Genomic DNA, 12,749 nt, shown 5'->3' with positions numbered 1-12,749 from the left:
TATACGTAAATGTATATCAACTGGAGAGGCGATGAACCTGCAAATCGCGAAATGGGGCAATAGCCTTGCGCTACGTATCCCCGCTGATTACGTTCGGCACGCAGGTCTCAAGGAGGGTGACCAGGTGCAGGCCAATCTGACCGTTGATGGCGGTATAAGCATTCGCGCGGCCAAATGGGACCGCAAGGCGTTCGCGCAGGATCTGGAGTCAACACGCGAAGCGATGCCGATAACGGAGTCGGTCATGGATGAACTGCGGCATGGGGCTCGCTATTGATGGTGTACGTTGACACGAGTGTACTGGTAGCACTGTGCGTGAATGAACCGATGAGTCCCGCCGTTTCGCAGTGGTACGCGGCGTGCACCGAAGAAATGGCCTCTGCGGCGTGGTGCGTGACCGAATTCGCGAGCGCTCTCGGCATCAAGCAACGGACGAAGCAACTGTCAGCCGAACAAGGGGCCTCCGCCTGGCAGGCGTTCGAGCGCTTATGTGCTGGCGACCTGCAGTTATTGCCAATCGAACCTACTACCTTCCATCGTGCTGCCGTGCTCACCCTGGATGCGTCCTCGGGCCTTCGTGCGGGTGATGCACTGCACCTCGCCGCCGCTCTCGACGCAAAGGCCAAAACCATGGCAACGCTCGATGACGTCCTGGCCCGCAATGCAAAGCGAATGAAGATTAAGCCGCACGTATTTTGATCAGAGCGAGTCTGTTGGCGGCTGTCGTCAAAACAAAGCCCCTTCCGGCCGTTGCCGGAAGGGGCTTTCTCCATGTCGATGGCGGCTCTGAAACGAGCCGCGTCGAGTTAAAAACGGCTTAGGCCTGAACCGAACCCAGCGCCGCGTTCAGCGTCTTGCTCGGACGCATCACCGAAGCCAGCTTCTCGAAGTCCGGCTTGAAGTAGCCGCCGATGTCGACTTCCTTGCCTTGCACGTCGCCGAGTTCGCCGATGATGGTCTTCTCGTTGGCCGTCAATTGCTTGGCCAGCGGCGCGAACTTCGCGGCCAACTCGGCGTCTTCGGTCTGCCCGGCGAGTTCCTGCGCCCAATACATCGCGAGGTAGAACTGGCTGCCGCGGTTGTCGAGCTCACCGGTCTTCGGCGACGGGCTCTTGTTGTTGTCGAGCAGCTTGCCGGTGGCCGCATCCAGCGTCTTCGCGAGGATCTTGGCGCGCGCATTGCCGGTCTTGAAGCCGAGGTCTTCGAGCGACACGGCCAGCGCGAGGAACTCGCCAAGCGAATCCCAGCGCAGGTGGTTTTCCTGCACCAGCTGCTGCACGTGCTTCGGCGCCGAGCCGCCCGCGCCCGTTTCGTACATGCCGCCGCCCGCCATCAGCGGAACGATCGACAGCATCTTCGCGCTCGTGCCCAGCTCCATGATCGGGAACAGGTCCGTCAGGTAGTCGCGCAGGATGTTGCCCGTGGCCGAGATGGTGTCCTGGCCGCGAATCACGCGCTCCAGCGTGTAACGCATCGCGCGCACTTGCGACATGATCTGGATGTCGAGGCCCTTCGTGTCGTAATCCTTCAGGTACGTCTCGACCTTCTTGATCAGCTCGGCTTCGTGCGGACGGTACGGGTCGAGCCAGAACACGGCCGGCATGCCCGAGTTGCGCGCACGCGTGACGGCGAGCTTGACCCAATCGCGGATCGGCGCGTCCTTGACCTGGCACATGCGCCAGATGTCGCCCTTCTCCACTTGCTGCGTCAGCGCCGTCAGCACTTCACCCGTGGCGATATCGACGATGCGCGCTTCGCCGTCTTGCGGGATTTCGAAGGTCTTGTCGTGCGAGCCGTACTCTTCGGCCTTCTGCGCCATCAGGCCGACGTTCGGCACCGTGCCCATGGTCTTCGGATCGAACGCGCCGTTGGTCTTGCAGAAGTTGATGATTTCCTGATAGATGCGCGCGAACGTGCTTTCCGGAATCAGGCATTTCGTGTCCGCCGGACGGCCGTCGGCGCCCCACATCTTGCCGCCGGCGCGAATCATCGCGGGCATCGATGCGTCGACGATCACGTCGTTCGGCGCGTGCAGGTTCGAGATGCCCTTGGCCGAATCGACCATCGCCAGCGCCGGACGGTGCTCGTGGCACGCGTGCATGTCGCGGATCACTTCCTCGCGCTTCGATTCCGGCAGCGCTTCAAGCTTCTCGTACAGGTTCACGAGGCCATTGTTGACGTTCACGCCCAGTTCTTCGAACAGCTTGGCGTGCTTCGCAAACGCGTCCTTGTAGAAGACCTTGACGGCGTGGCCGAACACGATCGGGTGCGACACCTTCATCATCGTCGCCTTCACGTGCAGCGAGAGCATCACGCCCGTCTTGCGCGCGTCTTCCATCTGGTCTTCGTAGAACTCGACCAGCGCCTTCTTGCTCATGAACATGCTGTCGATGATCTCGCCATCCTGCAGCGCGACCTTCGGCTTCAGCACGAGCGTCTCGCCGCTCTTCGTGACGAGTTCCATGCGGACGTCACGGGCGCGGTCGAGCGTGATCGACTTTTCGCCGTGGTAGAAGTCGCCGTGCTTCATGTGCGCGACGTGAGTGCGCGACGCCATGCTCCACTCGGCCATGCTGTGCGGATGCTTCTTCGCGTAGTTCTTGACGGCGGCCGGCGCGCGGCGGTCCGAGTTGCCTTCGCGCAGCACCGGGTTCACGGCGCTGCCGAGGCACTTCGAGTAGCGCTTCTGGATCGCCTTTTCTTCGTCGGTCTTGGGGTCTTCCGGATAGTCCGGCACCTTGTAGCCCTTCGATTGCAGCTCTTTGATCGCGCTGACGAGCTGCGGCACCGATGCACTAATGTTGGGCAGCTTGATGATGTTGGTTTCGGGGAGCTGGGTCAGGCGGCCCAGTTCGGCGAGGTTGTCCGGCACGCGCTGCTCTTCGGTCAGGAACTCCGGAAACTCGCCCAGGATACGGCCCGCCACCGAGATATCGCTCGTGGTGACCTCGATGCCCGCCGGCCCGGTGAACGTGCGGATGATGGGCAGGAACGCGCTGGTCGCGAGCAGCGGTGCTTCGTCGGTCAGGGTGTAGATGATCGTGGGTTGCTGAGTGCTCATTGCTTGGCTCTGGACGAGAAACAGGTTGAGGAACGTCGCCGGCTGGGGCGCAGACCGGATGAAACCCCTGAATTTTGCCTCAATTTGCTTTCGCGAGGTTTTACACGGGCTGACGTCCTTGCTAGCCGGGCGTGAATTGACTGACTAATTGGCTGACTTTGGCAGGCCCTTTGGGTGGCGTACACTGGCCGCTTCCTTCGCGCCCTAATTGCCATGCTCAAATCGATCGCCCCCGATATTTGGCATCTCCCGCACGAATTCGCAGTGGGCGGCGGGATACGCCTTTCCTCGCGCATGACGGTCGTCCGGCTCGCCGATTCGTCGCTCTGGCTGCACTCTCCGGTGCCGCTTTCGTCTGAAGTGCGATCTCAGATCGAAGCGTTAGGAGACGTTCGCTACATCGTCGCGCCGAACAAATTGCATCACTTGTTCGTAACCGACTGCGCCGCTGCCTTTCCAGGCGCGGCCATTTACGGCGCGCCGGGCCTGAAAAAGAAGCGCCCCGATCTGGCCGCCATGCGCGAGCTGACTCGCGAGGTCGAGCCGCAATGGTCGCAGGACCTCGAGCAGACCTTTTTCGACGGCTTTCCGCTCGGCAACGAATCCATCTGGTTTCACAAGCGCTCGCGCACGCTGATCGTGACCGACCTGCTCCAGTGCTGGCAAGGCGAGCTGCCGTTTGCGTCCACGCTGTATGCCTCGTTGACCGGCGTGAGACATCGTCTCGCCGTGCCTCGCACCATTCGCTTGGCCATGAAGAATCGCGAGGCTGCGCGCGCCAGCGCGGCGGCAATCCTGAGCTATCCGTTCGAACGCGTCATCACTGCGCACAATTCGATCGTCGAGCACGACGCCCACGCGGCCGTGGAGCGCGCGTTCGCTTGTTTCGACCGCAAGTAGGAAAGACTTTACCCGGCAGGTAATGGAATCCCAGCGTCGTTTGACTATGATCCGCAGCATGAGCACCTTGACCGCCCCTCTGACTCCTTCCCCCGCGCCGGGCGCGGCGAGCCGCACTGTCGGCGACATGCTGCGCGAATGGCGGCAGCGGCGGCGAATGAGCCAATTGCTGCTCGCGTCCGAAGCCGAGATTTCGACGCGCCATCTTTCGTTCGTCGAATCGGGCCGAGCGCTGCCGAGCCGCGAGATGGTCATGCACCTTGCCGAGCGGCTCGAGGTTCCATTAAGAGCGCGCAATGCGCTGCTCGTCGCGGCCGGTTATGCGCCGCTCTTTCGCGAACGGCCGCTTTCGGACCCGCAATTGAGCGCCGCGCGGCAAGCGGTCGATCTCGTGCTCAAGGGCCACGAACCGTATCCGGCGCTGGCGATCGACCGCCATTGGACGATGGTCGACGCCAACCGCGCGATTGCGCCGCTCGTCGCGCGGGCCGATCCTAAGCTGCTCGTCGGGCCGGTCAATGTGCTGCGGCTGTCGCTGCATCCGGACGGGCTCGCGCCTCACATCGTCAACTGGCACGCATGGCGCGAGCATGTGATCGCTCGCGTGCAGCGTCAGGCGGAAACGAGCGGCGACGCGACGCTTGCCGCGCTCGTCGGCGAATTGAGCGCCTACCCCACGCCGCCGCATGCGAACAAGCCGGATCAAGCCGGCGCTTTCGAAGCGCATCAGATCGCCGTGCCGTTCCGGATCGCCACCGACCTCGGCGTGCTGTCGTTCTTCAGCACGACGACCGTCTTCGGCACGCCGGTCGACGTGACGCTCTCCGAACTCGCCATCGAAGCGTTCTTCCCCGCCGACGATGAAACCGCGCGGGCATTACGGGCCTATGCCGACGCCCAGGGCAACGCCTAAAAATCGATCTTGGCGTTCAGGCTGAGCGTGCGCGGATCGCCCGGCTTGATGTAATCGGCGTACTGGTATTCCCAGTAGCGGCGATTGGTGAGGTTGTCGATCGCGGCGCGCAACGTGACGTCGTGGCCGCCGATTTCGGTGCTATACGTGGCCCCGGCGTTGACGAGCAGATAGCCAGGCGCGGCCAGGTTGCCCGCTGCGCGCACTTGCGTATTCCCCGTGAATTTGGCGTCGACGCCGAGCTTCAAGCCGGGCACGGCTCGCACCGCGTACTGCGCATACGCGGCAGCCACGTAAGCGGGAGCCCCCGCGACGCGGTTGCCGTCGTAGGACGTGCCCTTCGCGTACCACGTATCGAGCCACATCAGGTTGCCGCCGAGCTCCCACTGCGAGCCGAGGTGCGCGGACGCGCCCAGCTCGATCCCTTGATAAATCGTCTGGCCGTCTTCGACGTAGACGTTGTCGCTGTTCGCGTAAGCCGCGCCGCGTTCGATGCGGAACACCGCTGCCGTCGCGCGCCAGCGCGCATGCTCGCTCTTCACGCCGATTTCGTATTGCTTGCTGCGCAGCGGATTCAATTGCTGTCCGTAGTTCGCGTAGCCGACGCCGACTTGCGGGCCTTGCTCGAGGGCTTCGACATAGCTCGCATAGAGCGTCGTCTGCGGCTCGACTTTGAACATCAGCGCGACGGTCGGCGTGAGCACGGCGTTCTGGTCGTAGGTCGATGCCGTCGCTCCGGTTGTCGTATACGAAGTCTGCGAGTAGTTCGTGTAGCGCAGGCCGCCGAGGATGGACCAGCGATCGGTGATCTGCATCGTGTCGCTTGCGAACAGCGACTTCTGCGTGACGACGCTGTCGCGATAGGTCTCCAAACCGCTCTTGCCGCCGAAGCTATACGGGTTCGGCAGATAGAGATTGCCGGCGCCGAGCGTCGCGTAGTACGAATTCGCGGCGTAATAGTTCAACTGCTTTTGCCACGCGGTGCCAAATACGAGTTCGTGCGTGAACGGGCCGGTTTTCAGCTTGCCTTCCAGCATCGCCTGCCACTGGCTGAATTGGTGTGCCTCGTTGCCGTTCCAGCGGGCGTCGCTGTAGTCGCCCGCGGCGTTGAGCAGGTAGAGCGTGCTCTCGTTGCGTTCGCGCGTGACCGTGCTGTAGCTGTACGACGTCGAGAAACGCCAGTCGGGCGAGAGCTGGTACTGGACGCCCGCCGTGTAAAGCTGCAGGTTGGTGTTCAGGAAGGCGTCCTGGCCGCTGAGGTTCGACGCGCCGCCGCTGATGGTCGGCGGCAGGCTCCCGCCGACGTATTGCGAGGTCGAGATCGACGGTGTCAGGCCGGTCGCGCGACGCTCCTGGTAAAGCGCGCCGAAATTGACCGACAGATCGCGCGTCAAGCGTGCGTCCAGCGCGAGCGAGACGGCGTCGCGCCGGATGTTGCCGTCGTTATACGTTTGCCCTTCTTCGTGCGTGGCGTTGATGCGCGCTCCGAACATCTTGTCCGGGCCGAAGCGGCCCCCCAGATCCGCATGCTCGCTCCAGATACCGTCGGTCCGGTAACCGATGTCGACGCTGCGCACGGGCGTGTCCGTCGGCTTCTTCGTGACGTAGTTGATCACCCCGCCCGGCGAGCCGAATCCATACATGAATCCCGACAGGCCCTTGAGCAACTGCACGCTCTCCAGCTGCTCATAGGGCATCGTGATGCCGTAGCTGATGAACGGCATGCCGTCGATCTTGAAGCCGTTTTGCCAATCGATTTGCAGCCCTCGCACCGTGACGTAGGTCGCCCACGCGTTGTACGCGCCGCTGTTGTCCGACACGGAGGCATCGCCTGCAAACACGTCGCCGAGCTTGTAGACCTGGTGGTCGGCCAGTTGCTCGCTCGTCACGACCGTGGTGGAGAACGGCGTGTCGAGCTGGGAGCGCGAGCCAAGCGCGCCGGCAGCGACCGGCGCGTCGAGATGCTGAGGCGTGTCGCGCCGCGCCGTCACCGTGATCGGCTGCAGCGATTTCTCGGTCGCGCTGGCGTGGGCTTCGTCTTTCGTCTCCTTCTGTGCCGCAGGCGGGGCTGTTTTATTCGCCTGAGGCGGCGTGGTGGCGGACGCCGCCGCGCTCCCGCTCGATGCTTGAGCGAACGCGGCGTGGCCGGCGCATAGCGTGAGACAGGTGGCAAGCTGCAATGAGCGGTTGAGTTGGCGGAGTTTGGGCTGGGCGATGCGCGAAACAGTTTTCTTCATTTTTACGATCGGAATTTGCGCGTGGTCGAATTTCGTAACGCGAATCATTCTCATTACGAGATCGCGATCCTAGCAAAGAGCCTTCCGTTTTGAAAGCCAATTTGAATCGATCGATTTCCGCGACGGATCGGGAAATAAGGCCGTCCGCCCAGCCTGCAGGCGCTGCGGCGCGGGTTGCGAGCGGCGCCGCGCCGTGGGCGAAGCGCTGGAACACCCTACAAGACAGTAAGGTTATTGCCGATAGTCGAGCGCGCTCGCGTGGACGAAATCCTTACCGATCGCGGTGTCGATCACGTCCTGGCCGTCTGCCGTTCGCACCGCTTGGCGGCTGAGTCCAGCAAGAAATTCCACCTGCGGCAAACGCACGCGCTTCCCCCTCGAATTTCGAGCCAGCGTCGGGAAATCGAAAAATGAGCGCTTGCCATCCCCGGCCTCTCTTCATATCATTCGCCAACGCGAACGATTCTCATTTGCGATTTTAGCGATACGGCTGGACATCGCCGGCCAACGAAACCAAAGGATGCTTAACCATGAGTAGTTCTAATCACGTACGCGAGGACTGAACGCCATGCACAGCGACGAGCACGACTTCATCGCGATCGGCCTAGGCCCATTCAACCTGAGCCTCGCCTGCCTCGCCGAGCCGATTCGCGGCTTGCGCGGCATTTTCCTCGAACGCAACGACGACTTCGACTGGCACCCCGGCATGCTGATCGACGACACGACGCTGCAGAACCCGTTTCTGGCCGATCTCGTGAGCCTCGCGGACCCGAAAAGCCAGTTCAGCTTCCTCAATTACTGCAAGCAGGAAGGCAAGCTCTACGCGTACTACATCCGCGAGCGCTTCTACCTGAGCCGCGCCGAATACAACCGCTATTGCAAGTGGGCCATCCGGCAGCTGTCGAGCATTGCGTTCGGCTCAAACGTCGAGCGCATCGACTATGACGACGTGCGCAAGCAGTACGTCGTGAGCGGCCGGCACTCGCGCACGCAGCAGCCGTTCACGCATCGCGCGCCGAAGCTCGTGATCGGTGTCGGGTCGGTGCCGCACTTGCCCGCCTGTTGCGCCGGCGTGGCGGAGCACTGCCTCCATAGCGCCCAATACGTCGAGCGCAAGGCCGAGTTGCAAAAGAAGCGCTCGATCGCCGTGATCGGCAGCGGTCAGAGCGCCGCCGAAATCTTCCACGACTTGCTTAAAGACAGTGACAGCAACGACTACGCCCTCACCTGGATCACACGCTCCTCGCGCTTCTTCCAAATGGAGACCACGAAACTCACGCTGGAGATGAGCTCGCCGGACTACGTCGACTACTTCTACAACCTGCCCGACGACGTCAAGGAACGCATCATCGAGAAGCAGGACAACCTCTACAAAGGCGTGAACGCGACGCTGATGAATCAGATCTACGACTTGCTCGACGACCGCCGCAGCCGCGGCCACTCGAACGCGAGGCTCATCACCAACTCCGAGCTCACGGGCTGCCATTACGACCCGGCCGGCGACCGTTTCCATCTGCGATTCATCCAGCGCGACGAACGCCAGCCGTACACGCATGTCACCGACGGCGCGGTCTTCGCCACCGGCTACGGACAGAACGTGCCGCGCTTCATCGACGGCATCCGCGAGCGCATCCGGTGGGACGCGAAGGGGCGCTACCGCATGTCGCGCAACTACGCGATCGACGTCGGCGAATCGGAGATCTTCGCGCAGAACGCGGGCCTCTACAGCCACGGCCTCACGAATCTCGATCTCGGCATGAGCTGCTACCGCAACTCGTGCATCCTGCGCGAGCTGACTGGCGTCGAGCACTACCCGATCGAGCGCCGCATCGCATTGCAGGACTTCTCGGTGCCCGCGAGCGATGCGTTCCGCAAAGTGCCGCTGGAGACCGAATGATGCGGGGCGCCATCATCCTCATGACGGCGTTCGCGGTGATCAGCGACGCCATCCTGATCCCGTTCTATCCGCAGTTCTTCGCCGCGCGCTATCAGTTGACGAACCCCGTGCACGCGGGCGCGTACGTGGCCGCGATCTCGATCGCGGTGATGCTCACACTGCCGCTGTGGGCGCGCATCGCGAAGCGGCTCGATGCGATGCATCTGCTCGTCTATACGCAGTTCGCGGCCGGCGTGTTTTCCGTGCTGAGCTATTGGGCCCCGAGCGTGCCCGCGTTCTGGGCGCTGTCGCTCGCGATGTTCATGTGCAAGAGCAGCTATCTGCTGATGTACCCGTACCTGATGCGGCTCGAAGAGAAAGCGGCGCACGCGAACACCATCGGCCTGCTGTCGGTCGTCGTGCACTTCGGCGCGATCCTGGGGGCTGTCGTGGGCGGTTTCGTCATTCAGACCTGGGGCGCGGACAAGTGCATTTTCGCCATGGCGGCGGGGGATTTCGTGCAGATGTTCGTCTGTCTGTATCTGATCCGCTCGCACGGCATCACGCGCCGTTGCCGCTTCGCACCTGCGGACCGAGACGATAGCGCCGAGCGCGTTCGCGTGGGCTTCGCCCATCGCCTGCCGATTCTGCGGCTCGCGCTGCTGATGCTCGTCTTCGACTTCAGCGTCTATCTGATCCGGCCGTTCATGTCGTCGTATTGGCAGGCGATCAGCGGACGCCCAAGCGAATTGCTGTCAGGGCTCGTGTTCGCGATTCCGGGCATCGTGGCCATCGTCGCGTTGCGCATCAATCGCCATGGCGCGCGCACGGGCGGCCAACCCACACGCGACACACGCAAGCTGGATCACACGCTAGGCAATCTGCTGCTAGGCGCCGCGGGACTCCTCCTGCAAGGCGCGGGCGATCCGCTCTGGATCGTGATCGGACGCTGCCTGTTCGGCTGGGCGCTGTTCCAGATCGTCGTGAAGCTCGACGTCACGATGTTTCGTCTCAGCACGCCGGCCTCGTATGCGGCGGACTATAGCGTCATCAACTTCTTTCAGAACCTGGGCGTGCTGCTGGCGTCGTTTGCTGCCGGCGCCGTGGTCGAAAGCTACGGATTGCGCACCCCGTTCTTTATCGCCGCCGCCGGGCTGCTGCTGACCGTCTTGCTCAACGCGCTGCTGCTCGACGTCGACAAAGCCGGCGCCAACTCCTCTCCCGATGAACTTTCCACCACTGGAGTCACCGCCCGTGCGAACTGACATCGCCACCGCCGAGATCGCGCTGCGGCCCGCGCCGCCCGAGCATTCGCCCGGCACGTACCACGGCTTTGCGTTTCGTCCTCTCGATGCCGCTCGCGACGCGCCGATGCTGCACCGCTGGTTCGCCGACGAGCGCGCGTCGTTCTGGAACATGCAGGACAAGCGCGTCGAAGAAGTCGAGGCCATCTATCGCGCGCTCGCCGACTCCGGTCATGCCACCGCGTGGCTCGGCATCGAACGGGGCACGTCCGCGTTCCTGATCGAATGCTACGACCCCGCGCACGATCAGCTCGGCGAGCACTACGACGCGCAACCCGGCGACTTGGGTATGCACGTGTTCGTCGCCCCCGCGTCGCGCCCGGTGCAGGGCTACACGCGACGCGTGTTCGCCGCGCTGATGACGTTCATGTTCGCACGGCTCGACGCACGCCGCGTCGTCGTCGAGCCCGACGTGCGCAACACGCGCATTCATGCCTTGAACCGCGCGATGGGCTTCGTCTATTGGAAAGACGTCGCCTTCCGCGAAAAAACCGCTTCCATCGCGTTCTGCACACGCGAGGATTTTCACGCCGCCATCCAGAAGGAATCCCAGCCATGACCCGCCTGCCTATCGAGCACCTCGAGCACCCGTCCCAACACCCGTCCCGCGCCGGGCTCCATCTGACGCCTGACATCTGGCGCCGCGCGAACCGCCTGCTCGTCAAGAAGGCGATCGCCGAGTACGCGCACGAACTCATCGTCGAGCCCGAGCGGACCGGCGAAGCCGCTGGCGCGGGCTTCGCGCGCTACGCGCTGCCGTCCGACGACGGCACGCGCGTCTACGCATTCGAAGCGCGCCTGCTCGCGCTACGGCATTGGAGCATCCGGCCGGAATCGATCACATGCATCGCCGGTGGCGTCGAGCAGCCGCTCGATGCGCTCGAATTCATCCTCGACGTCAAGGAGCGGCTCGGCATCAAGGAGGACATGCTGCCGGTCTATCTCGACGAAATCAGCAGCACGCTCTACGGCAGCGCGTACAAGCTGACGAAAGAAGGCACAGACACCGTCGCGCTCGTCGACGCCGACTTCCAGACCTTCGAAACCGCGATGATGGAAGGCCACCCGGGCTTCGTCGCCAACAATGGACGCCTCGGCTTCGACGCCATCGACTATCGCGCCTACGCGCCCGAGGCCGGCTCGGAGATCGCCGTCGTGTGGCTCGCGGTGCACAAGGACCACGCGGCGTTCCACTGCGCGCAAGACCTCGATTACGAGCGGCTGATGACCGAGGAGCTCGGCGAAGCGACCATTGAGCGCTTCATAGCAATCGTCGCCGGGCACGGATGCGACATCGCCGACTACCATTTCATGCCCGCGCACCCCTGGCAGTGGTTCAACAAGCTGTCGATCTGCTTCGCGTCCTACGTCGCGAACAATCGGATCATCTGCCTCGGCTACGGCGACGACCGCTATCTCGCGCAGCAATCGATCCGCACGTTCTTCAACATCACGCATCCGGCGAAGCGCTACGTGAAGACGTCGCTATCGATTCTGAACATGGGGTTCATGCGCGGCTTGTCGCCGTACTACATGGCGGGCACGCCGGCGATCAACGACTTCCTCAAGCACCTCATCGAAAGCGACGCCTATCTGCAAAGCCAAGGCTTCACGATCCTGCGCGAAGTCGCTTCGCTCGGCTTTCGCAACCGCTACTACGAAGCCGCGATTCAAGCCGACAGCCCGTACAAGAAGATGTTTTCCGCGCTGTGGCGCGAGAATCCGCTCGCGCTCGCGGGCCCCGGCCAGCGTTTGATGACGATGGCCGCCGTATTGCACACGGACCGGCACGGCCACGCGCTGCTGCCCGCGCTCATCGCCGCCTCGGGCTTGAGCACGCGCGCATGGCTCGAACGCTACATGGAGGCGTATCTCGCGCCGCTCGTGCACTGCTTCTACCGGTACGACCTCGTGTTCATGCCGCACGGCGAGAACCTGATCCTCGTGATGGAAAACCACGTGCCGGTGCGCGCGATCATGAAGGACATCGCCGAGGAAGCGGTGATTCTCGACAAGGACGCGAAGCTGCCCGACAACGTGAAGCGCCTCGCCGTCGACGTGCCCGACGGCCTCAAGCTGCTCGCGATTTTCATCGACGTGTTCGACGGCTTCTTCCGCTACGTGAACCAGATTCTCGTCGAACACGAATGCTGCAGCGAAGACGTGTTCTGGGATGTTGTCGCCCGTTGCGTCTCGGCGTATCAGGACGCGCATCCGGAGTTGGCCGCGAAGTACGAGAAGTACGATCTGTTCGCGCCGGAGTTCTTGCATTCGTGCCTGAACCGTCTGCAACTCGGCAACAACCTGCAGATGGTCAATCTCGCCGACCCGGCCGCGAACCTCAAGCTGGCGGGCAATCTGCGGAATCCGCTCGCGGGACGGCGTGATGCGTTGCGCGAAGCACGCGGCGAACCGCTGTTGAGCGCGATCGAGGGATAAGCGGGGGAAAAACGGCGGC

Annotated in this window: 11 protein-coding genes; 8 read left to right on the top strand and 3 right to left on the bottom strand. The window is 63.0% G+C overall.

Translation table 11 applies throughout. From position 1 onward, the window contains the following. The first annotated feature begins 31 nt into the window (after nucleotides 1–31). Nucleotides 32–277 (top strand): AbrB/MazE/SpoVT family DNA-binding domain-containing protein, encoded by a 246-nt coding sequence (locus AAHK20_RS18240; protein ID WP_449182901.1) that lies wholly within the window; start codon nucleotides 32–34, stop codon nucleotides 275–277. Next, a complete protein-coding gene (locus tag AAHK20_RS18235) occupies nucleotides 277–699 on the top strand; it encodes a type II toxin-antitoxin system VapC family toxin (RefSeq protein WP_449182900.1) in 423 nt (140 codons plus the stop codon). Before AAHK20_RS18240 ends, AAHK20_RS18235 begins: the two co-directional genes overlap by 1 nt. Nucleotides 700–817: 118 nt before the next feature. On the opposite strand, the gene AAHK20_RS18230 is transcribed toward AAHK20_RS18235, so the two are convergent. Next, complete coding sequence (locus AAHK20_RS18230) at nucleotides 818–3,061, bottom strand: NADP-dependent isocitrate dehydrogenase (RefSeq protein ID WP_449182899.1); 2,244 nt, start codon at nucleotides 3,059–3,061, stop codon at nucleotides 818–820. 213 nt (nucleotides 3,062–3,274) lie between these two features. On the opposite strand from AAHK20_RS18230, the gene AAHK20_RS18225 reads away from it, so the two are divergent. Together AAHK20_RS18225 and AAHK20_RS18220 are read left to right on the top strand one after the other, a co-directional pair. Next, nucleotides 3,275–3,961: a DUF4336 domain-containing protein gene (locus AAHK20_RS18225; protein ID WP_449182898.1), complete on the top strand. Its 687-nt coding sequence runs from the start codon at nucleotides 3,275–3,277 to the stop codon at nucleotides 3,959–3,961. A gap of 58 nt (nucleotides 3,962–4,019) precedes the next feature. Continuing rightward, nucleotides 4,020–4,874 carry a helix-turn-helix domain-containing protein gene (locus AAHK20_RS18220; RefSeq protein ID WP_449182897.1) on the top strand — a complete coding sequence of 285 codons (855 nt, stop codon included), beginning with the start codon at nucleotides 4,020–4,022 and terminating at the stop codon, nucleotides 4,872–4,874. On the opposite strand, the gene AAHK20_RS18215 is transcribed toward AAHK20_RS18220, so the two are convergent. Both AAHK20_RS18215 and AAHK20_RS18210 read right to left on the bottom strand, forming a co-directional pair. After that, nucleotides 4,871–7,111 carry a TonB-dependent siderophore receptor gene (locus tag AAHK20_RS18215; protein WP_449182896.1) on the bottom strand — a complete coding sequence of 747 codons (2,241 nt, stop codon included), beginning with the start codon at nucleotides 7,109–7,111 and terminating at the stop codon, nucleotides 4,871–4,873. The genes AAHK20_RS18220 and AAHK20_RS18215 overlap by 4 nt on opposite strands. Nucleotides 7,112–7,342: 231 nt before the next feature. Then, nucleotides 7,343–7,477 (bottom strand): hypothetical protein, encoded by a 135-nt coding sequence (locus AAHK20_RS18210; RefSeq protein ID WP_449182895.1) that lies wholly within the window; start codon nucleotides 7,475–7,477, stop codon nucleotides 7,343–7,345. A gap of 202 nt (nucleotides 7,478–7,679) precedes the next feature. On the opposite strand from AAHK20_RS18210, the gene AAHK20_RS18205 reads away from it, so the two are divergent. The 4 genes from AAHK20_RS18205 to AAHK20_RS18190 are packed head-to-tail and all read left to right on the top strand — an operon-like array spanning nucleotide 7,680 to nucleotide 12,730. Continuing rightward, the gene (locus AAHK20_RS18205) at nucleotides 7,680–9,008 is read left to right on the top strand and encodes a lysine N(6)-hydroxylase/L-ornithine N(5)-oxygenase family protein (RefSeq protein WP_449182894.1); all 1,329 of its coding nucleotides are present in this window, start codon (nucleotides 7,680–7,682) and stop codon (nucleotides 9,006–9,008) included. Further along, nucleotides 9,005–10,252 carry an MFS transporter gene (locus tag AAHK20_RS18200; RefSeq protein WP_449182893.1) on the top strand — a complete coding sequence of 416 codons (1,248 nt, stop codon included), beginning with the start codon at nucleotides 9,005–9,007 and terminating at the stop codon, nucleotides 10,250–10,252. Before AAHK20_RS18205 ends, AAHK20_RS18200 begins: the two co-directional genes overlap by 4 nt. After that, entirely contained in the window at nucleotides 10,242–10,850 is a 609-nt protein-coding gene (locus AAHK20_RS18195) for a GNAT family N-acetyltransferase (RefSeq protein ID WP_449182892.1), read from the top strand. Before AAHK20_RS18200 ends, AAHK20_RS18195 begins: the two co-directional genes overlap by 11 nt. Next, on the top strand, nucleotides 10,847–12,730 hold the full coding sequence (locus AAHK20_RS18190; RefSeq protein WP_449182891.1) for an IucA/IucC family protein: 1,884 nt from the start codon (nucleotides 10,847–10,849) through the stop codon (nucleotides 12,728–12,730). The genes AAHK20_RS18195 and AAHK20_RS18190 overlap by 4 nt, the downstream gene beginning before the upstream one ends. Nucleotides 12,731–12,749 lie beyond the last annotated feature (19 nt).

It is taken from the genome of Trinickia camelliae, from assembly GCF_053525655.1.
Note: the sequence above shows the minus strand (reverse complement) of the source record. Positions and strands in the feature narration are given on the sequence as shown.